This is a genomic window from Streptomyces sp. NPDC088747, assembly GCF_044751025.1.
GTDB lineage: Bacteria > Actinomycetota > Actinomycetes > Streptomycetales > Streptomycetaceae > Streptomyces.
The window spans coordinates 120,044-142,621 of record NZ_JBIVKZ010000020.1 but is presented as its reverse complement, the minus strand read 5'-3'; the positions used below and the strand labels follow the sequence as shown (position 1 = coordinate 142,621).

Annotated in this window: 21 protein-coding genes; 9 read left to right on the top strand and 12 right to left on the bottom strand. The window is 71.2% G+C overall.

Annotated elements, in window-relative coordinates; genetic code table 11:
* Positions 1–270 precede the first annotated feature (270 nt).
* Positions 271–663: an ankyrin repeat domain-containing protein gene (locus ACIP79_RS35735; protein WP_401230326.1), complete on the bottom strand. Its 393-nt coding sequence runs from the start codon at positions 661–663 to the stop codon at positions 271–273.
* A 258-nt stretch (positions 664–921) separates the two neighbouring features.
* On the opposite strand from ACIP79_RS35735, the gene ACIP79_RS35730 reads away from it, so the two are divergent.
* Both ACIP79_RS35730 and ACIP79_RS35725 read left to right on the top strand, forming a co-directional pair.
* Positions 922–1,116, top strand: a complete 195-nt coding sequence (locus ACIP79_RS35730; protein ID WP_383682928.1) for a hypothetical protein — start codon at positions 922–924, stop codon at positions 1,114–1,116.
* Between the two features lie 41 nt (positions 1,117–1,157).
* Entirely contained in the window at positions 1,158–2,717 is a 1,560-nt protein-coding gene (locus ACIP79_RS35725; RefSeq protein ID WP_401230323.1) for a hypothetical protein, read from the top strand.
* 47 nt (positions 2,718–2,764) lie between these two features.
* On the opposite strand, the gene ACIP79_RS35720 is transcribed toward ACIP79_RS35725, so the two are convergent.
* Positions 2,765–4,267, bottom strand: coding sequence for a PLP-dependent aminotransferase family protein (locus ACIP79_RS35720; protein WP_401230321.1), 1,503 nt, complete (start codon positions 4,265–4,267; stop codon positions 2,765–2,767).
* 29 nt (positions 4,268–4,296) lie between these two features.
* Between ACIP79_RS35720 and ACIP79_RS35715 the strand changes: the two genes are divergently transcribed.
* The 4 genes from ACIP79_RS35715 to ACIP79_RS35700 all read left to right on the top strand — a co-directional run bounded on the left by ACIP79_RS35715 (position 4,297) and on the right by ACIP79_RS35700 (position 7,827).
* Positions 4,297–5,043 carry a YitT family protein gene (locus tag ACIP79_RS35715; protein ID WP_401230318.1) on the top strand — a complete coding sequence of 249 codons (747 nt, stop codon included), beginning with the start codon at positions 4,297–4,299 and terminating at the stop codon, positions 5,041–5,043.
* Positions 5,040–5,807 carry a glycerophosphodiester phosphodiesterase gene (locus ACIP79_RS35710; protein ID WP_401230315.1) on the top strand — a complete coding sequence of 256 codons (768 nt, stop codon included), beginning with the start codon at positions 5,040–5,042 and terminating at the stop codon, positions 5,805–5,807. Before ACIP79_RS35715 ends, ACIP79_RS35710 begins: the two co-directional genes overlap by 4 nt.
* 42 nt (positions 5,808–5,849) lie before the next feature.
* Positions 5,850–7,199 (top strand): MFS transporter, encoded by a 1,350-nt coding sequence (locus ACIP79_RS35705; RefSeq protein WP_401230313.1) that lies wholly within the window; start codon positions 5,850–5,852, stop codon positions 7,197–7,199.
* Positions 7,200–7,452: 253 nt separating this feature from the next.
* On the top strand, positions 7,453–7,827 hold the full coding sequence (locus ACIP79_RS35700) for an RNA polymerase-binding protein RbpA (RefSeq protein ID WP_164314920.1): 375 nt from the start codon (positions 7,453–7,455) through the stop codon (positions 7,825–7,827).
* Positions 7,828–8,021: 194 nt separating this feature from the next.
* Here the strand turns inward: ACIP79_RS35700 and fxsA are convergent, their stop codons facing one another.
* The 4 genes from fxsA to ACIP79_RS35680 all read right to left on the bottom strand — a co-directional run bounded on the left by fxsA (position 8,022) and on the right by ACIP79_RS35680 (position 12,374).
* Positions 8,022–8,597, bottom strand: a complete 576-nt coding sequence (gene fxsA / locus ACIP79_RS35695; protein ID WP_401230310.1) for an FxsA family membrane protein — start codon at positions 8,595–8,597, stop codon at positions 8,022–8,024.
* A gap of 324 nt (positions 8,598–8,921) precedes the next feature.
* Complete coding sequence (locus tag ACIP79_RS35690) at positions 8,922–9,713, bottom strand: polyprenol monophosphomannose synthase (protein WP_401230307.1); 792 nt, start codon at positions 9,711–9,713, stop codon at positions 8,922–8,924.
* A 542-nt stretch (positions 9,714–10,255) separates the two neighbouring features.
* Positions 10,256–11,869, bottom strand: coding sequence for an amidohydrolase (locus tag ACIP79_RS35685; RefSeq protein ID WP_401230306.1), 1,614 nt, complete (start codon positions 11,867–11,869; stop codon positions 10,256–10,258).
* Positions 11,870–11,933: 64 nt separating this feature from the next.
* The gene (locus ACIP79_RS35680) at positions 11,934–12,374 is read right to left on the bottom strand and encodes an Lrp/AsnC family transcriptional regulator (protein ID WP_383682914.1); all 441 of its coding nucleotides are present in this window, start codon (positions 12,372–12,374) and stop codon (positions 11,934–11,936) included.
* A gap of 265 nt (positions 12,375–12,639) precedes the next feature.
* Between ACIP79_RS35680 and ACIP79_RS35675 the strand changes: the two genes are divergently transcribed.
* A complete protein-coding gene (locus ACIP79_RS35675; RefSeq protein ID WP_383682912.1) occupies positions 12,640–13,077 on the top strand; it encodes a hypothetical protein in 438 nt (145 codons plus the stop codon).
* Positions 13,078–13,109: 32 nt separating this feature from the next.
* Here the strand turns inward: ACIP79_RS35675 and ACIP79_RS35670 are convergent, their stop codons facing one another.
* The 3 genes from ACIP79_RS35670 to ACIP79_RS35660 all read right to left on the bottom strand — a co-directional run bounded on the left by ACIP79_RS35670 (position 13,110) and on the right by ACIP79_RS35660 (position 17,094).
* Positions 13,110–14,204, bottom strand: a complete 1,095-nt coding sequence (locus ACIP79_RS35670; RefSeq protein WP_401230304.1) for a phosphotransferase family protein — start codon at positions 14,202–14,204, stop codon at positions 13,110–13,112.
* Between the two features lie 12 nt (positions 14,205–14,216).
* Entirely contained in the window at positions 14,217–15,461 is a 1,245-nt protein-coding gene (locus tag ACIP79_RS35665; protein ID WP_401230301.1) for a hypothetical protein, read from the bottom strand.
* Positions 15,462–15,885: 424 nt separating this feature from the next.
* A complete protein-coding gene (locus tag ACIP79_RS35660; RefSeq protein WP_383682909.1) occupies positions 15,886–17,094 on the bottom strand; it encodes an acyl-CoA dehydrogenase family protein in 1,209 nt (402 codons plus the stop codon).
* A 345-nt stretch (positions 17,095–17,439) separates the two neighbouring features.
* On the opposite strand from ACIP79_RS35660, the gene ACIP79_RS35655 reads away from it, so the two are divergent.
* Positions 17,440–18,705 (top strand): glycoside hydrolase family 18 protein, encoded by a 1,266-nt coding sequence (locus ACIP79_RS35655; protein WP_387186931.1) that lies wholly within the window; start codon positions 17,440–17,442, stop codon positions 18,703–18,705.
* A 51-nt stretch (positions 18,706–18,756) separates the two neighbouring features.
* On the opposite strand, the gene ACIP79_RS35650 is transcribed toward ACIP79_RS35655, so the two are convergent.
* From ACIP79_RS35650 to ACIP79_RS35640, 3 genes are all read right to left on the bottom strand, one after another.
* Complete coding sequence (locus ACIP79_RS35650; RefSeq protein ID WP_401230298.1) at positions 18,757–19,422, bottom strand: TetR/AcrR family transcriptional regulator; 666 nt, start codon at positions 19,420–19,422, stop codon at positions 18,757–18,759.
* Positions 19,423–19,561: 139 nt separating this feature from the next.
* Positions 19,562–19,708 (bottom strand): SCO1431 family membrane protein, encoded by a 147-nt coding sequence (locus tag ACIP79_RS35645; protein ID WP_401230296.1) that lies wholly within the window; start codon positions 19,706–19,708, stop codon positions 19,562–19,564.
* A 241-nt stretch (positions 19,709–19,949) separates the two neighbouring features.
* On the bottom strand, positions 19,950–21,341 hold the full coding sequence (locus ACIP79_RS35640; RefSeq protein WP_401230293.1) for a peptidase C39 family protein: 1,392 nt from the start codon (positions 21,339–21,341) through the stop codon (positions 19,950–19,952).
* A 392-nt stretch (positions 21,342–21,733) separates the two neighbouring features.
* On the opposite strand from ACIP79_RS35640, the gene ACIP79_RS35635 reads away from it, so the two are divergent.
* On the top strand, positions 21,734–22,324 hold the full coding sequence (locus ACIP79_RS35635; RefSeq protein WP_401230431.1) for a uridine kinase: 591 nt from the start codon (positions 21,734–21,736) through the stop codon (positions 22,322–22,324).
* Positions 22,325–22,578: the final 254 nt, after the last annotated feature.

Below are 22,578 nucleotides of genomic sequence, written 5' to 3'. Positions count from 1 at the left end.
ACCGGGATCCTGCATTACCTGGCCGCGTGACAACACGTCGGAGCGCCCGCCGTCTCTTGCTTGCTGTAGACCATCTTCCTCTGCCTCTCGTCAGTGGGCCCGTGCGGGCCGCTTCACGGCCCGCGCGGTGCGGCAACACCTGCCCAGCCATCGCGTCCGTGAATCACGACGTCATGATGACCCAGCGGTTCTTCCTGCCGCGACCGCATTTCCGGCGGCCCCGCTCCGCCTCCCCCGTTTTCTTCGTTCTACCTGGTCAGGACGGCCAAGTCAGTGCGCTCCGAACAACTCGAGCAGCTCGGCCTTGCCGAACATCCGGGCCGTGTCGACGGCCGACGGGGTGCCCGCGGCCGGATCGGCGCCGGCGTCCAGGAGCGCCCGGATCACCGCTTCCTCACCCTTGAAGACGGCCCCCGCGAGCGGAGTCTGGCCGCGGTCGTTGATGCGGTCCGCCTCGGCGCCGCGCTCCAGCAGGGCGCGTACCGCGTCGGCGTGACCGTGGTAGGCGGTGAGCATCACGAGCGAGTCACCGCGGTCGTTGGTGAGGTTCGCCGGAACGCCGGCGTCGACGTACGCCACCAGTGCCTCCGTCTCGCCACGGCGCGCCAGATCGAAGATCTTGGTCGCCAGCTCCACGACCTCCGGGTCGGGGGCTTCACTCATCGGCCGGACCGCCTCTCACTGCAACCGTTCGGGTGAATCGCCAGACTACTGGCTCCGGGGGCACCTGACCGGCACCCCGCGCGGCGAAGATCACAACGGAGCGCGGGGTGCCGAAGGCCTGTTCAGAGGGCTCGAACGGCTCCGCCACTCGGGTGAAATCCAGCGAAATTCACCTAGTTGCACCTTTTATCGTATGGATACATGCTGTGATCCTGGAAGAACTCATGGTGACTGTCCCCACGAACCAGGAGAGCTCAAATGATTCTGTCCATCTCAGGCGTCGTCCTTCTCGGCATCATCGTCTTCCTCTTCTTCAAGAAGGACGGGCTCAAGGCGTCGCATGCCCTGGTGGCCGCCCTGTTCGGGTTCTACATGGCGAGCACCGCCATCGCCCCGAGCATCAAGGCCGGCGGGGAGAGCCTCGCGGGCCTCCTCGGCGGGATCAAGTTCTGACGTCCCTCCCCCCTTCTCGTACGCACCATCAGGAGACAGCAGTGGCCCGGCGCCCTCTCCCCCGCATTCTGAGCAACGGCAGCGCGCAGATCGCCCGAAGCCGGGATCTGGCCCGGACGGCAGCCGACAGTGCCACCGATGTCCTCCACCCGCTGATCACGATCACTCGTGGGCTGCGCCGGCTGGCGGCTGCCGGACGGCGCAAGTGGGCCGAAACGCCCAAGGACCGCCGCGGGCCACTGCTGTTCCTGGTGGCCTCGGTGGTCCTGGTCGTGGCACTGGTGCCGTACGGACCGCTGCTCGCCGCCATCTCGCTGATGGCGGCGGCAGCCTGGGCGGGCCGCGAACGCGTCGAACCGGCGCCGACCGGCCCCGACGAGTCGCAGACCCAGCGCCTGCGGACGCTGTACGAGGCCCTGGTCCCGTACTTCTCCGCCGCGGAGGACCCCGACCCGCTCTACGCGCACGGCGGCGACTGGGAGAAGGCCTTCGCGTCGTACGAGTTCGACGACGACGGTCGGGTGTGCCGGCTCCTCGTGCGCTACCCGGCGTACTTCACCGACGGCGAGGCGGACTCCCGCGCGCGGATCGAGCAGCTGCTGCACGCCAAGTCGGGCCGTGGCCGCGAGTACCACTTCGAGTGGGACGAGGAAGGCAACGAGCTGGCGATCACGGTCCTCCCGCCGCTTCCCACGGACATCGCCGCCCAGCGGTTCGTGACCGCACCGGGCGAGACGGTCCTCGGCTTCACCGACCCCGCCGACGTCCAGCGCACGCTCCCGCTCACCTACGGCGAGGAGCAGCGCGACGTCCCCCCGGTCGTCTGGCGCACCGGTGTCCGCTCGACCGAACCCCATCTGCTGGTCGCGGGCGAGCCCGGCAGCGGCACCAGCACGCTGCTGCGCTCGATCGCCCTCCAGTGCCTCCAGTACGGCGACGTCGTGATCGTCGAGGGCGCGGGGACGGGCGAGTACGCGTGCCTGACCGGCCGCCAGGGGGTCCTGGCCGTCGAGTGCGGGCTCGCCGGGGCGCTCGCCAGCCTGGAGTGGGCCGCCCACGAGACGGAGCGGCGCCTCATCTCGGCGAACCGCGCCCGGCAGGCCGGCCAGGCCGCGCCGGACGACATCAAGCACCCGCTGTGGATCCTGCTCGACCGGCCGAGCGCCCTCGGGCACTTCGCCGCCGTGGACGGCCGCAACGACCCCCAGTCGCTCCTTCAGGTCCCCCTGCGGCATGGCCGCGCGGCCGGGGTCACGGTCGTCGTCGCCGAGCACTTCGAGAGCCTCGACTCCCTCAGCGACGCCGTCCGCCAGCACACCCGCGCACGCGTGGTGCTCGGTCCCGCGTCCCCCGCCCAGCTCGAAGCGGTGCTCGGGGCGCCCCCGCACACCACTCCCACCCGCGACGTGCCCCCGGGCCGCGGGTACGCCCGGCTGGGGACCGGCCCCGTCCTGCGTCTCCAGGTCCCGGCCACCCCGGACCCCTACGACGACGCGACCAGCGAGACCCACCGCAGGGCGGTCCTGGACCTGCTCCCGGAGCGGACGGCTCCGGCGGAGGCGGACCCGCTGCCCGTGGAGATCAGCCCGTCGGGCGTATGAGGACACCACCCATGAGGCCGTAGCCCGGGGGCGGCAGCCGGCCTCCGCTAAGCCACGAACGTGCGGGGCGTCTCGCTCCCCCCGGCAGCACCCGTCTCCACCAGCCGCGCCGCCGCGGCCAGCCGCACCGCCGCCTCGTCGGCCACCGCGCCGCCGACGGTGAACGGCAGGCGCACATACCCCTCGAAGGCACCGTCGACACCGAACCGCGGCCCGGACGGCACGCGGACCCCCACCCGCTCACCCATCTCGGCCAGCCGCGACCCCGACAGCCCGCCGGTCCGCACCCACAGCGTGAGCCCGCCGCGCGGCACCGAGAACTCCCACTCGGGCAGCTCACGCCGTACGGCGGCCACCAGGGCGTCCCGGTTCTCCCGGGCCTGCGTCCGCCGGATCTCCACGGCCCGCTCCCAGCCCCCGGTGCTGAGCAGCCAGTTCACGGCGAGCTGTTCCAGTACGGGCGTGCCCAGGTCGGCGTACGCGCGCGCGGCGACCAGACTGCGGATCACGTCGGGGGCGGCCCGTACCCATCCGATCCGCATCCCCGCCCAGAAGGCCTTGCTGGCGGAGCCGACGGTGATGACGGTGGACCCGGCGGGGTCGAAGCCGCAGACGGGACGGGGCATGGCCGAGGCGTCGTCGTCCAGGTGGAGTTCGCTCATCGTCTCGTCCACGACGAGCACCGTCCCCGCCGACCGGGCCGCGTCCACCAGCACCCGCCGCTGGTCCTCGTCGGCGAGGGCCCCGGTCGGGTTGTGGAAGTCGGCCACGACGTAGCCGAGCCGTGGCGCCGAGTCCCGAAGGACCTGCCGCCAGCGGTCCAGGTCCCACCCGGCGAGCCCGTCGGCCATCGCGACGGGCACCAGCCGGGCCCCGGCCGCGCGCATCAGCTGAAGGATGTTGGCGTAGGACGGCGACTCGACGGCGATCCGTTCGCCGCGTCCCGCGAAGAGATGACAGATCGCGTCGATCGCGCCCATCGCCCCGGTGGTCACCATGATCTGTTCGGGCATGGTCGGGATGCCGCGCGCGGTGTACCGCTCGGCGAGCATCGAGCGCAGGGCGGGCAGCCCGGCGGGGTAGTCGCCGTGGGTGTGCGCGTACGGCGGCAGTTCCTCAAGGGCGCCCTGGACGGCCCGGGTGAGCCACGGCTCGGGCGCGGGCAGCGCCGCGCAGCCGAGGTCGATCACGGATCCGAGGGCCTCGGGCGGCAGGGGTTCGAGCCCGCGCGCGGGCAGCGGATTGCCCGCGGGTACGGCGGTCCAGCTCCCCGCTCCCCGGCGGGACTCCAGGAATCCCTCGGCCCGCAGCGCCTCATAGGCGGCGGCGACCGTCGTACGGCTGACGGACAGGGACAGCGCGAGTTCGCGCTCGGCGGGCAGCCGGGCGGCGACCGGCACCCGGCCTTCGAGCACCAGCAGCCGGATGCCGTCGGCGAGGGCGCGATAGGCGGGCGGGCGCTTGGTGCCCGCCCCCGCGGGGCGCTCCTGCTGAGAGCTGAGGAGCCGGGCGAGCTGAGCGGCGCCCACAGCCGAAGTCCACTGCGTCATGATCCCAGTCCACCTTCCCTGAATTGGCCATGGATAGGATGAGTTCTCAAGCCACAGAGTGCCACGGGTCAGGCCACGACCACCACAGGGGGTTCCTCTTGTCCACACGCCCGGAGCACAGGTCCAGGCCCGGAAGAAGGCTGCCGCGCCGACTCGTCCAGCTGTACGCCGGGCTGACCCTGTACGGGGTGAGTTCGGCCCTCCTCGTGGAGTCGGGCCTCGGGCTGGAGCCCTGGAACGTGCTGCACCAGGGTCTCGCCGAGCGGACCGGCCTGACCATCGGCGTGGTGTCGATCTTCGTGGGCGCGGCGGTACTGCTCCTGTGGATCCCGCTCCGCCAGCGTCCGGGCCTGGGCACGGTCTCCAACGTCTTCGTCGTCGGCATCGCCATGGACGGCGCGCTCGCCCTGCTCCCCGACGCCCACGCCCTGGCCGTACGGATACCCCTGCTCGTGGCGGGCATCGTGCTGAACGGCGCCGCGACCGGCCTCTACATCAGCGCGCGCTTCGGTCCGGGACCGCGCGACGGCCTGATGACGGGACTGCACCAGCGCACGGGCCGCTCGATCCGGCTGATGCGGACGTCCGTCGAGGTGGCGGTCGTGGTGACCGGCTTCGTCCTCGGCGGAACGGTCGGCGTCGGGACCGTGCTCTACGCGCTCTCGATCGGCCCGCTCGCGCAGCTCTTCCTGCGCGTGTTCGCCGTTCCCACGGCACCGGGCGGCAGCACGGTCGTTGCCACCGGTCAACCGGAGGACGCCATACTTCCCGGGTGAGCACCCGGATACGCCACCCGTACCTCGACCACCCAGGCCCGATCGCCTTCGCCCACCGCGGCGGCGCGGCGGACGGCCTGGAGAACACCCTGAGCCAGTTCCGGCGGGCGGTGGAGACGGGCTACCGCTACATCGAGACGGACGTGCACGCGACGGCGGACGGCAAGCTCGTCGCCTTCCACGACTCCACCCTGGACCGGGTGACGGACGGGGCGGGCCGGATCGCGGACCTCCCCTGGGAGGACGTGCGCCACGCGCGCGTGGCGGGCAGGGAACCGGTGCCTCTCTTCGAGGAGCTGCTCGAAACCTTCCCCGAGGTGCGCTGGAACGTCGACATCAAGGCGGAACCCGCCCTCCACCCCCTGCTCAACCTGATCGGCCGCACCCGCTCCTGGGACCGCGTCTGCGTCGGCTCGTTCTCCGAGGCGCGCGTCTTCCGCGCCCAGCGCCTGGCCGGACCGCGCCTGGCCACCTCGTACGGCACCCGGGGCGTCCTGGGCCTCCGGCTGCGCTCGTACGGCATACCGGCGGCGGTGCGGAGTTCGGCGGTCGCCGCCCAGGTACCGGTGTCGCAGTCGGGCGTGCCCGTGGTCGACCGGCGCTTCCTGCGCGCCGCCCACGCGCGCGGGCTGCAGGTCCACGTCTGGACGGTCAACGACGCCGATCGGATGCACCGGCTCCTGGACCTGGGAGTCGATGGCATCATGACCGATCACATCGACACGCTGCGCGGGGTTCTAGAGGACCGGGGCACCTGGGTCTGAGCCCCGCGGCACAGCTGGTTCACGGGGAAGCGAGGAGCACGGGTGGGCACTGACACCGTGCGTGCGGAGGCGGCCGACGAGGCCGTCGAACGGCGGCGTGAGCAACACGGCTGGTACATGTACGACTGGGCGTGCTCCGTCTACTCGACGAGCGTGCTCACCGTGTTCCTCGGCCCCTACCTGACGTCGGTGGCCAAGGCGGCGGCGGACGCCGACGGCTTCGTCCATCCCCTGGGGATCCCGGTCCGGGCCGGCTCCTTCTTCGCGTACGCGGTCTCGGCGTCCGTCATCCTGTCCATCGTCGTGATGCCGATGGCCGGCGCCGCCGCCGACCGCACGGGGCGCAAGAAGCCGCTGCTCGCGATCGCCGCCTACGTGGGCGCCGCGGCCACCACGGGCATGTTCTTCCTGGCCGGCGACCGCTATCTGCTGGGCGGTCTGCTGCTCGTCGTCGCCAACGCCTCGGTGGCCGTGTCGATGGTCCTCTACAACTCCTACCTGCCGCAGATCGCCCCGCCCGAGGAGCGTGACGCGGTCTCCTCCCGAGGCTGGGCCTTCGGCTACGCGGCGGGCGCACTCGTCCTGGTCGCGAACCTCCTCCTGTTCACGGCCCACGACAGCTTCGGCGTCTCGGAGTCAACGGCGGTGCGCATCTGCCTCGCCTCGGCGGGCGTCTGGTGGGGCGCCTTCACCCTCGTACCGCTCAAGCGCCTGCGCGACCGCCGCACCGCACCCGCCGGGACCGCCTCGACACCCGGCTGGCGCCAACTGGCGGCCACCGTGCGCGACATGCGCGGCAAACCGCTCACCCTCTCCTTCCTGCTCGCCTACCTCGTCTACAACGACGGCATCCAGACAGTCATCTCGCAGGCGTCGATCTACGGATCGGAAGAGCTGGGCCTCGGTCAGTCGACCCTGATCGTCGCCGTCCTGCTGGTTCAGGTGCTGGCGGTCGGGGGCGCCCTGGGCATGGGCCGTCTGGCGCGCAGATACGGCGCGAAACGTACGATCCTCGGTTCACTCGTCGCCTGGACCGTCACCCTCGCCGCCGGATATTTCCTCCCCGCCGGCGCGCCCGTCTGGTTCTTCGTCCTGGCCGCCGGCATCGGGCTCGTGCTGGGCGGCAGCCAGGCACTTTCCCGCTCCCTGTTCTCGCACCTCGTGCCGAGCGGCAAGGAGGCCGAGTACTTCTCGGCGTACGAGATGAGCGACCGGGGCATGAGCTGGCTGGGGCCGCTGTTGTTCGGGCTCACCTACCAGCTGACCGGAAGTTATCGGGACGCGATCATCTCGCTGGTGGCCTTCTTCGCGATCGGATTCGTGCTGCTCGCGAGGGTGCCGGTGCGGCAGGCGATACGCGACGCGGGAAATCCCGTACCGGACAGGATTTAGCGCCGGAGGCCAAAGGCCGGTAGTGTACGCGTTTGGCCTGCCAGGCGTACCGTTACTGCGTGTCAAGTTACTGAAACGCCGGGTGACATCTGCCCGCAGATGTGACAAAGCGGGCGCCTGTGGGTACAACAAGGGGCGGCTAGACGGCGACGCATGACCCGGAACGGGAATCTTTACCGCCGACCGGACGTTGACCGGATGACGACGACAGCGACACCTGTCCTGTGGGCGACAAGCCCGGGAGGCACGATTCATGAGTGAGCGAGCTCTTCGCGGTACGCGGCTCGTGGTGACAAGCTACGAGACGGACCGCGGCATCGACCTGGCCCCGCGCCAGGCCGTGGAGTACGCATGCGAGAAGGGACATCGTTTTGAGATGCCCTTCTCGGTGGAGGCGGAGATCCCGTCCGAGTGGGAGTGCAAGGTCTGCGGGGCCCAGGCGCTCCTGGTGGACGGCGACGGCCCTGAGGAAAAGAAGGCCAAGCCCGCGCGTACACATTGGGACATGCTGATGGAGCGACGCACCCGAGAGGAACTCGAAGAGGTCCTTGAGGAGCGTCTGGCGGTTCTGCGCTCCGGCGCGATGAACATCGCGGTTCATCCGCGGGACAGCCGCAAGTCCGCGTAACCCTTCAGGGGGTTGAGCGGCATACCACGCACGCACGCAGCCGCGGGCGCCGTACCGGAAGGTACGGGGTCCGTGGCTTTGTGCGTTCCGGGGGCCTGTTCCGGGGGCTTCGAGCGTCCGGTGCGTCCCGGGCCGTTCCAGGTGTTCCGGCGCGCCCCGGGGCCGCCGGACCCCGGGGCGCGCCGGCCGGCCGATCAGCCGTTCAGCGGCGGGCGCGGGCCGGAGTCCTGCGGGCCCGCGTCGTCCCTGATGACCTCGCCCTGGACGACCTTGCCGTCGGGGCGGTGCATACGCGCCTGCTGGAAGGCGTCGCCCAGCGTGCCGGCGCCGGCCGCCGAGATCTTGCGTTCGATGGTGCGCTCCGCGTAGCGGCCGAGGGCCTTCTGGACCGGCGGGATCAGCAGGAGGAGGCCGACGGCGTCGGAGATCAGGCCGGGGATCATCAGGAAGAGGCCGCCGAGCATCATCAGGCCGTTGCCGTCGCTCCTGCCCGTGCCGCCTGTGGGCGCCACCCCGCTCTGCTGCTGTTGCAGCGTCTCGCTGAGGTTGCGGAAGGCGCGGCGCCCGGCCCGCTTGATGACCACGGAGCCGAGGACGAAGCCCGCGATCAGCAGCAGGAGGACCGTGAAGCCGCTCGCCGCCCCCGCGACCACGGTCAGCAGCCAGATCTCCAGTACCAGCCACACGGCGACGCCGAGGGGCAGGAAGGTGCGCAGCCTCGAGCGCCGGGGGCGGGCGGGGTGCGTGGGAGTCGGAGCGCCAGTCGTCATGCTCCCAGTGTGCCTGGGCCCGGCTCAGTACGGGATAAGGGGATGATCAACAGGCCCGGCGTCAGCCCGTCCGGCGTTCGAGGACGAGCGCGAAGCGCGACAGCGGGGGTCTGGGGGCGCAGCCCCCGGATACGGGACGGGAAGGGGCGGAGGGGGCAGAGAGGGCGAAAAACCACCTGTGGAACCGGCGGGCGGGACGCTTCTGCCAGCGGGACCGACAGGACGCCTCCCGACCGGCGCGGGCGGCACAGCCGTACGCCGGTCGGACCGCCCGCCGGAGGGTCCCGGGGCCTCCCGGAGGATCCCCGAGGCGTCCCCGGGGCCTCAGAGGGACTTGCGCCCCGTGATCCGCCCGACCCGCTCCCCCACGCCCCACGTGGTGACCCGCCACAGGGCCTCCACCAGGATGTCGCGGCTCATCTTGGAGTCACCGAGTTCCCGCTCCACGAAGGTGATCGGCACCTCGACGACGTGATAGCCGGCCTTGACGGCGCGCCGGGCCAGGTCGACTTGGAAGCAGTACCCCTGGGAGGCGACCTCGGTGAGGCCGAGGCCTTCGAGGGTCTCGCGGCGGAAGGCGCGGTAGCCGCCCGTGACGTCGCGGATCGGCACGTCGAGCAGCACGCGGGAGTACAGGCTGCCGCCGCGCGAGATGAACTCGCGGGACTTGGGCCAGTTCACGACCCGGCCGCCCGGCACCCAGCGCGAGCCGAGCACAAGGTCGGCGCCCTTGAGGGCGGTCAGCAGCCGGGGCAGTTCCTCGGGCTGGTGGGAGCCGTCGGCGTCCATCTCGACGAGGACGCCGTAGCCGTGCTCCATGCCCCAGCGGAAACCCGCGAGATAGGCGGCGCCGAGGCCTTCCTTGCCCTTGCGGTGCAGCACCTGGACCTGGTCGTCACCGGCGGCCAGCTCGTCGGCGAGTTTGCCCGTGCCGTCGGGGCTGTTGTCGTCCGCGACCAGCACGTGCGCCTCGGGCACAGCGGTGCGCACCCGGCTGACGATCTTCTTGATGTTCTCGGCCTCGTTGTAGGTCGGGATGATCACCAAGGCCGTGCCGAGCGGGCCGAACTGTCTCCCCTGGGTTTCCGCCGCCAGGGTCCCGTCGCCGTCGTTCACTGCTGCCCCTTCGAGTACGTACGCAGAGGTCCACCATAGTGGCCGCAGCCTGGGCCGCCACGCCGCGGCGGCGGTACGGGGGTGTCGATTCGCCAAGAGTCGGGCGGGACGAAATCCGGGCGGCGCGGCGCGCGTGCTGCGGATCGGGGCCCGGCGCCCTTCGGGCCGACCAGGGACCCGCTGGCTGCGGGTCGACCGAAAGCCGTTGTCTACTGAACGTCCGGGCCCCACCCGGGTCACACCTGCCGACTTGTCGGAACGTTTCCTTCGCCTCTCGTTGCGCGGGCGCTGGGCCTGGCTCCCAGTGGTGGTGCGCCGGTGCGGCGCGTCACCCCTGACCCAGCGGCGCTTCGAGGCCGCGCGGAAGCACCCCGGTCGGACGTCCGGTGGTGGACCCGGCCGAACCTACCCGTCCCCTGCGGCCAACTGTCAACAGCCGTTTGACCTGCGCGTTTTCACTCAAAGGGCTGGTCGGTGCGGAGGATTCGCAGGTCGCGAGACGGGGCGGCGGGCGCGGATCGGAGCCGCGCCACCCCGGCACATCACTCGTTAGGCCGTACGAATACGGTCCTGCCGCCCACCACGGTGCGCAGGCAGACGGGGAGATCGTTCCCGGGGGTCAGATCCGGCAGCCCGGGGGTGCCGGAGCGCGGGTCGGTGGACCAGCGCGCCACCCGGTCGTCGGGGGCCTGCACGACGAGTTCCTCGGTGCGCCACACCGCGTAGTCCGCGGGTGCCCCCGGCACCAGGACACCGGCGTCGTCCCGTCCGACCGCACGCCAGCCGCCGCGCGTGTGCGCCGTGAACGCGGCGCGTACGGACACCCGGTGCTCGGCCGTGCGGTGGAAGGCGGCGGCTCGGACGGTGCCCCAGGGGTCGAGGGGGGTGACGGGGCTGTCGGAGCCGAAGGCGAGCGGCACGCCGGCGCGCAGCAGGGCGGCGAACGGGTTGAGCGTGCAGGCCCGTTCAGCGCCCAGACGGCTCGCGTACATGCCGTCCTCACCGCCCCACAGCGCGTCGAAGGCGGGCTGCACGGAGGCGGTGAGCCCCAGTTCGGCGAAGCCCGCGATGGTCTCGGGGGTGAGCATCTCGGCGTGCTCGACGCGGTGCCTGGCGGCGCGCACGCGGGCCAGGCCGATCTTCTCGGCGGCGGACCGCACCCCTTCGACCACGGACCCCACCGCGGCGTCCCCGATGGCGTGGAAGCCCGCCTGAAGGCCCGCCTCGGTACAGGCGACGACATGGGCGGCGACGGCCGCCGCGTCGAGGTAGGCGGCGCCGGTGTGGTCGGCGTCGGCGTACGGATGGTCGAGGCAGGCGGTGTACGAGCCGAGCGACCCGTCCACGAAGAGGTCACCGGCGGCGCCGATCGCGCCCAGGGCACGCGCCTTGTCGACGTCCTGTTCGGCCCAGTAGCCGACCACCCTGGGGCCGGGCTCCTCGGCGGCGAGCCGCAGCAGGCCGGTGAGGTCGTCCTCGGAGGAGATGTCCGGGCCGGCGCACTCGTGGAGGGAGCCGATGCCGAGCGAGGCGGCGTGGGCGAGTGCGGCGCGCTGGGCCCTGGTGCGCTGCTCCCCCGTGACGGCGCCGAGGGCGGCCTTGCGGACGGCGTGGTGGGCGTCGCGGGTCAGCGGGCCGTCCTGGTATCCGGCGCGGTCGGTGACCCCGGGGACCAGGTCCAGGAGTGCGGTGGTGACGACGGCGGAGTGCACGTCCCGGCGGGAGAGGTACAGCGGGCGTCCGCCGGCCGCCCCGTCGAGTTCGGCGCGGGTCGGGGGGCGTCCACCGGGCCAGCGGGAAGCGTCCCAGCCGTGCCCGAGGAGTACCTGTCCGGCGGGAGCGACGGCGGCGAAGTCACGTACGAGGGCGAGCGCCGCCTCCAGGGAGGGGGCGTCGGACAGGTCCAGGCCGGTGAGGGCGAGACCGGTCGTGGTCGTGTGCACGTGTGCGTCGGTGAACGCCGGGGTGACCAGCGCTCCTTCGAGGTCCACGACCTCGGTGACCCCGTCCGCGAAGGCGTCGGCCGCGCCTTCGGAGCCGACCCAGGCGATCTGCCCGCGTTCGACGACCATCGCCGTGGCGAAGGGGTCGGCGGGGCTGTGGACTTCTCCACCGCGCAGCAGCACGGTGTCCGACGAGGCGGTGCTCTCACTCATGGGGAACAGTCTCGCCCCTGCGGACGCGCGCCCCGCGCCGGGGGCCGTCAGATCGCCGGGGCCGTCAGATCCGGGGCGGCCGCGACTCGTACGGCGTCGACAGCACGACCGTGGTCCGCGTGGACACTCCCGCGAGGCCGCGCAGCCGGGCGAGGAGTTCCTCCAGTTCGTGCGGCGTGGAGACGCGCACCTTGAGGATGTAGTTCTCGTCGCCCGCGACGCTGTGGCAGGCCTCGATCTCGGGGACGCCTGCCAGGCGTTCCGCGATGTCGTCGGGGGCGCTGGGGTCGAACGGCTTCACCGAGATGAAGGCGGTCAGCGGCAGCCCGACGGACTCCGGGTCGACCACGGCGGCGTAGCCGCGGATGACACCGCGCTGCTCCAGCCGGCGCACCCGCTGGTGCACGGCGGACGTGGACAGGCCCGTGGCCTTGCCCAGGTCGGTGTAACTCATCCGCCCGTCCGCGACGAGCAGCTGCACGATCTGTCGGTCGAGCTCCTCCATGGCGCTGAACCTACAGGGCCCTTGATCCCCTCGGATACCTGAGCGGCGCAGGTCATACCCGGTTTGTGATGTGGCAGGGTACGACCGGTGAGTCGGCCGGGGACAAAAGTGCCGGGCCGGGCACCTGCGGGCGGCATGTGACGAACGCCACATACTTGGAACCGGCTCCGAGATGTTCTCGTGATTACCGCAGAGACGGGACGGGAAGTGCTTGCTGTGGTCGAGGTCGCAGCGCCTTGTCGGCCCACCCGAGGGGGAGAAGCCCATGCAGAGTCTTAAGCGCCCTGGTCGTACCGCACCCAAGCGGCAGCAGCCGGTCGTCGACCCCGAGCCGGAGGGCGTCGAATCGGACGCCCTGGACGGTGAGGAGTTCGACGCGTACGACACCTTCGAGATGTACCGGGTGATCTGCCCGGACTGCGCGCAGCCCATCGCGCTGCTGGCGGACGAGGAAGTCCTGCCCGAGCACGCGCTGTGCGCCTCCCCGTGGAACCCGTTCGGGCTCACGGTCTGCACCGGCACCGGCCGGGCCGCGGACGACGCACGGCCCGCGGACGACACCACGGAACTCCAGGAGCAGGACACGGCACTGCTGTTGACGCTCCCTCAGGGTCTCGACTGGCGGACCCAGCCGTTCTCGCACGTCGGTGGTCCGAGCTCGCGCCCGATCCGGGTTCCCGAGATGCGGCGCCTGGCCGCCTGACCGTCCTCGCCTCTTCCGCGGCTGACGCCCGGTCAATCCCAGTAGCTGCCCTGCACCATGGCTCGCAGGCTGTCGTGGTGCAGGATCAGTGTGTCCGGATCCCGGGGGACGGCGATCTCGCCGAAGTGCACCTGCCGGTAGGCAATACGCAGCATCACGATCGCGTGGCGCAGGGCGGCGTACAGCGTGTAGAAGTCCATGTCCCGCGGTGTGTGCCCGGTGAGTTCGGCGTAGCGGCGCTCCACCCGGTCGCGGCGCAGGAACGCGGGCAGTCCCGGCTGCCCGAAGCCGACGGTGAGGTCCTGGAAGAAGCGGTGCAGGTAGACGGTCCAGCCGAGGTCGACTTCACGCGGGGCCCGCGCCGCCATCTCCCAGTCGAGGACGGCGGCGGGTTCGAAACCGTCGTAAATGACGTTCCCGATGCGCGCGTCGCCCCAGTTGAGGACCGCCTCGCCCTCCTCGCGCGGCCACAGGTCGGCGAGCCGGTCGAAGGCGGTCTCGATGAGGGGCGAGCGTGACAGACCGTCAACGACCCAGGCGTAGTAGGTGCGTTGGGACTCGACATGACGGGCCAGTGGACTGCCCTCGCCCTCGAAGGAAAGGAAGTCCGTCTTTTCCAGGGGCACTTGGTCGTGCAGCCGGGCCAGGAGACCGACGGACGCCGCCTCCAGGTGCTCGCGTTCCTCGTCGCTCGCCGAGTGCAGCCAGTTCCCCTCGTACGTGTAGGGCATGACGTCCGGTGGCACGCGTCCGGCGACCCGTTCCATGACGAAGAACGGCGCCCCGAGCGGTCCGGCGTCCTCCTCCAACCACAGCACGCGCGGCACGGGCAGATCGGTGTGCTCGGCGACCAGGCGCATCGTGCGGTACTGCCGGGGAAGGTCGTAGACGGGGAAGACCGTGTACGCCGCCGGATCGGCCGCCAGCCTCAACGCGCAGGCACGCAGGGGTGGTTCGGGGTGGTCGATGTCGAAGAGCAGGGTCTCGCTGGACAGGCCGTTGGACTCGGGGACGGACACGTTCACCGCTGTGGCACCGGGGAGGCGGGCGGCGAGCCAGCCGGTCAGCCGTCCGGTCAGCTCCTGGACGTCGCGGGTCGTCGTACGGGGGCGGGGTGCCGTGGCCATCTCGCCGCCCCCTCAGTCGGCGACCGCGTCGAATCCGGTGAAGCCGCTGGGATCGTGGCGGCCGAACGAACCGTGCTCGAAGATGCCGTGACCGACCTGGCCGTCGAGGGTGAAGCGGGCGGCGTGGTCGATCACCCCGTACGCGGCGCGGGGATGGGCCGCCGGGTCGGAGAGGTCGTAGACGCGGCGGTCGGTCCAGGCGTGGCCGCGCCAGGTGCCGTGCTGCCAGTCGGTGGCGGGCGGATAGCCGGCGCCGACGGCGAGCGGGGAGGAGGTGAGCACCTCCATGGCGAGTTCCATGGGCCCGCGGTCCGCCGGACGCGTGAGGTGGATGACGGCGGACTTGGGGTGGCGGGTGCCGGGGCGGTAGCTGATGTCGGCCTGGGGCCAGCCGAGTTGGAGGTCTCGGTGGCCCTCGCGCACGAGGGTCGCGTCATTGAGGGTGCGGTGCCCGTCGGCGTCCTCCTGGATGACGACCATGAGGAACCGGTCCTCGAAGCGCACCGGGCACCAGACCCAGTGGAAGCCCTCGGTCGGGTTCTCCTCGGACAGCCGTCCGCCCTCCTCACCGGGGACGGGCCGGACACCCCAGCTGCGGTCGCGGGTGCCGGTCCACTCGCCCGCCACGACGGGTGTCTCCTTCCCGCCGACGCGGATCACCCCCTCCACGCTGCCCGCCTGCACGAAGCGGCGCCCTTCCAGCGTGAGCCTGCCGCCGCGACGCTGGATGTGGTGCGGCTCCCAGAGGGCGGGGAAGTCGGCGGTCCAGGTGAGGTCGTACGCGAGGGAGTCCGGCGGAGAGACCGGGCCGGGATCCGGGCGGGACTCCGGCCCGGGATCCGGCGGGGAATCAGACGGGGAGCGCTGGACGGAGCCGGGTGAGGAGCCCAGCAGCGACCCCGTCGGTGACGCCGGCACGGTCTCGTCGTCCAGTTGGAGCCTCAGCCGCCGCAGCGGTTCCTCGACCGTGATCCGCAGTGGTCCCACGGCGAGCTTCATGCGGTCCTCGCCGAGTGCGTCCGACGCCCGTACCGCGTGCAGACGGTTCCCGTCCCGCAGGGTGGCGTACGCGTCGATCACCCCGAGGTTCGGATACACCCCGAGCCCCACGATCAGGAGCATCCGCCCCCGGTGGTCGAAGACGTGGAAGATGCAGCGGTCGTAGGCGTTCCGGTCACCGGTCGCGACATGCTTCATGGACAGGGGCACCTGGTGCACGGGGTACTCGTCGAGGGCGACGGGGCGGTCGTCGGGCACGGCAGGCCTCCCTGGGCGCGCGGCAGTTGACGTCGCCCGGAGGGGTGGGCCCCCGGCGGCAGAATTGACGGTACGTCAGGCGAACGTCATGGGCCAGGTGTCGTGGCGCCAACCTGTGGCCCTCCGCGGGCCCGCCGCGAACTCACTCTCGATTCGGGGGGCCGGTGACCTGCCCGCCCACCCGGGCGTTGCCCCGGCATGACCCCCACGTATTCACCGACCGGGCGTCGGCGCAGGATCCCCGCGTCCGCGCCCGCAGAATCGGTTCGGCAGCCCCTTCAGCAGGCGCCGCCGCTCCAGGATCCGCCCATCTACCGTGCCCTCATCCGCACTTGGGCGGATCGCGGCCGCACCCTGCCGGGGCGCCACGACCCGGAGTGGGTCCGACTGGTGGCGCCCTCGGTCATGTACGGCCACGGGCAGTTCAGCGTGACTCCGGACCCGCGAGGTGACGGGCGATGACCATCCGCTGGATCTGATTGGTGCCCTCGACGATCTGGAGGACCTTCGCCTCGCGCAGGTAGCGCTCGACGGGGAAGTCGGCGGTGTAGCCGTACCCGCCGAGCACCTGGACGGCGTCCGTGGTGACCTTCATCGCGGCGTCCGTGCACAGCAGTTTGGCCATGGCCGCCTGCTTGGAGAACGGGCGGCCCGCGTCCCGCAGCCGGGCGGCGGCGAGGTAGAGCGCCCGGCCCGCCTCGATCTGCGTCGCCATGTCCGCGAGCATGAAGCGCAGCCCCTGGAAGTCCGAGATCGGCCGTCCGAACTGCTGCCTGCCGGTGGCGTAGGCCACTGCCTGGTCGAGGGCCGCCTGGGCGACACCGATCGCGCAGGCCGCGATGCCCAGCCGCCCGGAGTCCAGCGCCGACAGCGCGATCGCGAAGCCCTGGCCCTCCTCGCCGATCCGCCGGTCACCGGACACCCGTACGCCGTCGAAGTGGACCTGCGCGGTGGGCGAGCCCTTCATGCCCATCTTCTTCTCGGGCGGCGCGGCGTTCACCCCCGCCGTGTCACCCGGCACCAGGAAGGCCGTGATGCCGCGGGCGCCCTCGCCGCCGCTGCGCGCGAGCACGGTGTAGAAGTCGGCCACTCCGCCATGGGTGATCCACGCCTTGGTGCCCGTGATCAGCCAGTCTCCCCCGCTCCCGGCTTCACCGGAGCCGGAGGCATCCCCAGCGTCCCGAACGGCCTTCGTACGGAGGGAGGCGGCGTCCGAGCCCGAGGACGGCTCGGAGAGGCAGTACGCGCCGAGGAGACCGCCGCCGAGCATCGCGGGCAGGTGCTCGGCCCGCTGCTCCTTGGTGCCGTAGTTCGCGAGGGCGTGACAGGCGAGGGAGTGCACGCTGACGCCGAGGCCGATGGTGAGGCGGGCGGCCGCGAGCTCTTCGAGCACCTGGAGATAGACCTCGTAGGGCTGGTCACCGCCGCCGTACTCGGAGTCGTAGGGCAGTCCGAGGAGTCCGGACTCGGACAGCAGACGGAAGACGTCGCGCGGGAAGTGTCCGGCTTCCTCCTGCTCCGCCGCCTGCGGGGCGATCTCTCGCTGCGCGATGTCGCGCACGAGTGAGATCAGCTCCCGGGCCTCGTCCGTGGGCAGTTGACGGTCCACCGGCTGCGGGGCGCGGTCGGGCATGGCGACGCTCTCCTCCCTGTCGGGCACTGGCGGACGCTCATCTGGGTGGGATGGCTCCCGCGGGTCTCACTGGCTCCGGCCGATGCTGCCGTCCCGGGTCACGGAAGGGGCTGATCAGCGGCGGTGGCGCTGTGAGTATGCCCGATCGGAGGCATCCAGTCACCAGTTAACGACCGCTTACTAAAAGAAAGGGAAATTGGTCCGAACCATTGACGCACTGGTCTAGTCCTCCTAGGGTTCCCCACACGTCTCACCGCGTTCATGCCAAGCAGGCGTGAACGCGCGGACGATCAGCAGGTCCCAGCACGCTCCCCCAGGCCTCCCCTCCCCCACGAGGAGACACCGATGCGCAGACCGCACCTCCCCCGCGCCCCCTTCCGGGCGCTCCTGTCCGCCGCCTGTTGTGCCGTACTCGGCGCGGGTCTCCTGGCCGGCGCGACAACCGCCACCGCCAAGCCCGCCCCGGCCGCGGCCGAGGCGCCGGCGGGCACCGCCCAGGCAGCCGCGGCCGGTTCCAAGGTCGTCGGCTACTTCACCGAATGGGGCACCTACGACCGGAAGTACTACGTCAAGAACATCGAGACCTCCGGCTCGGGCGCCAAGCTCACCCACATCAACTACGCCTTCGGCAACGTGACCGGCGGCAAGTGCGCGATGGGCGACGCGTACGCGGCGACCGACCGGACGTACACCGCCGCCGAGTCCGTGGACGGCGTCGCCGACACCTGGGACCAGCCGCTGCGCGGCAACTTCAACCAGCTCCGCGAGCTGAAGAAGAAGCACCCCAACCTCAAGGTCCTCTGGTCCTTCGGTGGTTGGACCTGGTCCGGCGGATTCGGTGAGGCCGCCAGGAACCCGGCCGCCTTCGCCCAGTCCTGCTACGACCTGGTCGAGAACTCCAAGTGGGCCGATGTCTTCGACGGCATCGACATCGACTGGGAGTACCCCAACTCCTGCGGCCTCTCCTGTGACACCAGCGGCAGGGACGCATACAAGAACCTGATGGCGGCGCTGCGCGCGAAGTTCGGCACCGGCAATCTCGTCACCTCGGCGATCACGGCCGACGCCACCAGCGGCGGCAAGATCGACGCGGCGAACTACGCGGGTGCGGCGCAGTACGTCGACTGGTACAACCCGATGACGTACGACTTCTTCGGCGCCTGGGACGCGGCGGGACCGACGGCTCCGCACTCGCCGCTGACCTCGTACACCGGTATCCCGCGGGCCGGTTACTACTCCGACGCCACGATCGCGAAGCTCAAGGGTCTCGGTGTCCCGGCCTCGAAGCTGCTGCTGGGCATCGGCTTCTACGGGCGCGGCTGGACCGGCGTCACCCAGGCGGCGCCCGGCGGCACGGCGACCGGCGCGGCGGCGGGCACGTACGAGGCGGGCATCGAGGACTACAAGGTGCTCAAGACGAAGTGCCCGGCGACGGGTACGGTCGCCGGCACGGCGTACGCCAAGTGCGGTACCAACTGGTGGAGTTACGACACCCCGTCGACCATCTCGACCAAGATGACGTACAAGAACGCGCAGGGCCTGGGAGGCACCTTCTTCTGGGAGCTGAGCGGTGACACCACCAACGGCGAGCTGATCAAGGCGATCAACTAGCCGCGTGAATCGATGACTTGGGGCGGGAGTCCGGCGACTTCCGCCCCTCGCTCATGCGTCCCGGCGTGCGGGGGCCGGAGCGGCGTACGTGGGGTCCAGCTCCTCGACGGCCCGCATGGCACCGCCCAGCATCTTCACCAGCAGTTCGCGCATGGTCTCGCGCGGCAGCGCCTGGTCCTGGTGGCCGATCCAGTCGAGGGTCGCCCCCTCGACGCTGTAGAGCCAGCCGAGCAGCGCCATTCGCGGCAGCGGCGCGATCTCGCGCCGCCCGTACGCGCCTTCGGCGATCGTCTCGACGATGACCTCGCGCACGCCGTCCCGGATGGCGTGCACCTCGGCGTCGAAGCCGACTCCGCCGCTGATGATCGTGCGGTACGCGGACTGGTTGCCCTCGGCGTAGCGCAGATAGCCGTCGATGGTGCGGTGCACGCGCTGCGCCGGAGGGAGTTCGAGGCCGCTCGCCGCACGGGAGACCAGTTCGGTCACCGAGTCCTCGATGATCGCGAGGTAGTAGCCGCGCTTGGACTTGAAGTAGTAGTAGATCAGCCCCTTGGCGACATGCGCGTGCCGCGCGATGTCGTCCATCGACAGCGCGTCGTAGGACGTGTCGGCGAACAACTTCCGCCCGATGACGATGAGTTCGGCGCGGCGCGCCAGTGAGCGATCGGTACCGCGCGCGCGTGGAGGCTCGACCGCACGCTGTTGACTACTATTCAATTTCGATCCTGGTCTCCGGCTGCCGACGGGACATCCGCAGTATGGCAGACAGGCACCAGCGGCTCGTTCGGCACTGAGGGACCAAGCGGACGTCCGCCGGGGACGGCGGGGAATCGTCGACAGAAGCGCCCGGGTCAGCTCACAGCAGGCCGAGCTGCGTGACGAGCATGGCGAGCACCAGGACGAAGGTCCAGCCCGCGACGTGCTCCAGGATCCTGGGGCCGTCGTCCTTGGGACCGCCGGTGCGGGCGCGGACTCGGGTGGCGGTGGCGGAGGTCGCGGTCATGGCATCTCGCTGACGTAGTGGTGCGGTGGACTCCCCCGCCTCTCGTCGGCTCCCCACCGACTCGACCACTTTGCCACCGGAAACGCTTTCCGTGGTGGAGACCTTGGTCACGCGGAACCCTTGGATCACCGTCGGAAGCCTGCCCCTGCCGCAGCTGCGCCGCGGAGTGTGCCTCTCCTCACAGGCCGGTGTCAGCCGGGCGGGCGGGCGGCTCCTCCGCGGGGCCGCCCGCCCACCGCCCTCAGCGGACGCCCACCGCCACGAGGGCCGCGTGCTGCCGCGCCGTGAGCTGGGCCGGGAAGTAGAGATAGCAGATGCCACCGCTGCCCGAGGCCACGTTCCCGGCGGCGTTGTACCGCTTCGTGCGCAGCCAGATGTTCTCGAACTGGCGCCGCTGGTAGACACGGCGCACGGCGCTGTCGCTGGGCGACGCCGGGTCGTTCGCGATCACGTCACCGTCGGCGGTGAACCCGATGACGGTCATGAGGTGGCCCGAGGTGCCGTACCCGGCCCCCGTCAGCTCCGACGCGAGGAACGACTGCGACGTTATGGCCGGGATACCGGCGGCGATCAGCGTCTCCAGCTCGGTGAGCGAGCCGAGCCGGGTCACCACGCCCTGGAGGTCCTTGTACGTGGCCGCGTAGGCGGAGTTGAAGGGCCAGTTGCCGCAGCCGCCGTACTGGTAGTCGTACGTGTAGCGGGCCGCGTGGCACACCTGCGGGTCCGTGAAGTCCGGGTCCACCCAGGCGAGTTGCTCCGCCGTCGGTCTGCGGCCCCAGTACTCGATGATCATCTGCGAGGAGGTGGGGCTGCACCAGGCCTCGCCCCCGTTGTCGTACTGCGGGTACTGGCCCGCGTGGGTCTCCTGCGAGTAGCGCGGGACCTTCAGTTCCTGGGCGAGGCCGGGTGTGGAGGCCGGCACGGTGAAACGGTCCGGGACGTCCGAGCCCATCACGCCCAGCCGCCAGACCGTGGGCGTGATCTTGGTGCCCGGGGTGCGGTACAGCGTCAGCCGCAGCCGGTAGGAGTCCAGCCTCAGGCCCGTGGCGGCGTCGTCGATGGCGAAGGTGTCGGTCCAGACGCTGCTCCTGCCGTCGCTCTGGTCGTCGACGGAGGTCCGCCTGATGTCCTGGTCGCCGGCCGCCCAGCGGCCCAGCACGTACCAGGGAGCGGCGGTGCCGTCCGAGTACGTGCCGGTCAGCTCGACCTGGATCCAGGTCCCGGCCGGGGTGTCCGCGTTCCAGGACGCGACGGCCTCGGTGGCGGGAAACGCGAGCCGGTGGACCGGCGAGGTCCAGGTCGCGTACTCCCACAGCGCGGTCCGGTTCGTGTGCGGGTCGGTGTACGTCGTGGTACCGGCCGGGGTCGCGACAACCAGGCCGGGACGGTGGCCGGGCACGGCCCGCGTGCCCTTCGCCGTACCGGCGCGCCAGTCGGAGTACGAGGTCCAGGCGCGGTTGTCGACCAGGCCCGACGGCGCCTTCGACGGGGCGGCCGAGGACGCCTTCGGCCGGGCCCGGCCGGGGCGCGCGGACGAGTCCGCAGCGGCGGCCGGACTCGCGCCGCCCGCGGCGGCCGCGGCCATCGCCACGGTCAAGACGGTTCTACGGGACGGCTGTTCAGCTCTGGGCATGGAAGGGTGACCCCCGGGGTGTCCGATCCGAAGCGGGCAAGTCCGATGCGCGGGTGTGCGCCAACTATGGATGCCGTCCCGGGCTTCTGCCAGCACTTCGGGCCTCGCGGCGCCCACCAATATTGGTCACCGCCATTGACAGGACCGGGAACGCGGCGGCCCGGACGCGAGAAGCCGCCCGGTATAGAGTCCTTTCTCAGAAATACGCCAATAGCACACCCGACCCACCCCTCCCGGGATCCCCCATCCGAGATATCGAAGCCACAGAAGACACAGAAGCCACCGCAGACACGGAAAGCACGGAAGACAGCGCGGCCGGCGACGGCGCGGAAGGCGCCGAAGCCCTCGCGGGCGTCCGGGACGTCGGAGCCCTCGCCGCGCACCTGCGCCGGCTGCCGCCCTCCCTCGGCCCCGTCCGTCTGGTCGGCGTCGACGGCCACGCCGGTTCCGGCAAGACCACCTTCGCGGAGCTGCTGGCCGGGGAACTGGGCGGCGCACCCGTACTGCACCTCGACGACATCGCGACCCACGAGGAGTTCTTCGCCTGGACCGGGCGACTGCTGGAGCAGGTGGTGACCCCGCTCGGGCGCGGCGAAACGGCCCACTACACCCCGTACGACTGGACCGCCCGCGCATTCGGTCCGGTCCGCGCGCTGCCGGCCGCGCCCGTGGTCCTCCTGGAGGGGGTCGGCGCGGGCCGCCGCGCGCTGCGCCCGCACCTCGCGCGACTGCTGTGGATGGAGTTGCCCAGGGAGGAGGCGTGGTCGCGCGGGCGGCGACGGGACGGCGAGGCGCAGGACGCGTTCTGGGGCGAATGGGTCTCCGCCGAGCGCCGGCATTTCCTGGAGGACCCCTCAAGGCCCTTCGCGGACCTTCTGGTACGGCAGTGTTCCGAGGGATACGAGGTGCTTTCCGGGCCTGCTGTGACCAGCAGCTCCGGGCGAAAAATGACTCACGGTGACGGACCATCCGCAGTGTGCTGAACTTGTGAAGACCCACGCCGGGGAACTTCCTTAAGTGCCTCAACTCGGCTTGACCGACTGGCCGTACAGGTCTTACGTTCTGAATGTGCGGCTGTTCGAAGTCGCCCCGCAGACGCGAAGCCCCCGGTTGTTCCCCCGTGATCGGGGGCTTCGTTCTGCCCTGAACCGGTTTTCGGACGCCGTCGGGCGTATTTCGCTCACCCTCGGTCACCACGCCGCGAGCGCCCCATACGCTCCCACCTCGCGGAACGGGG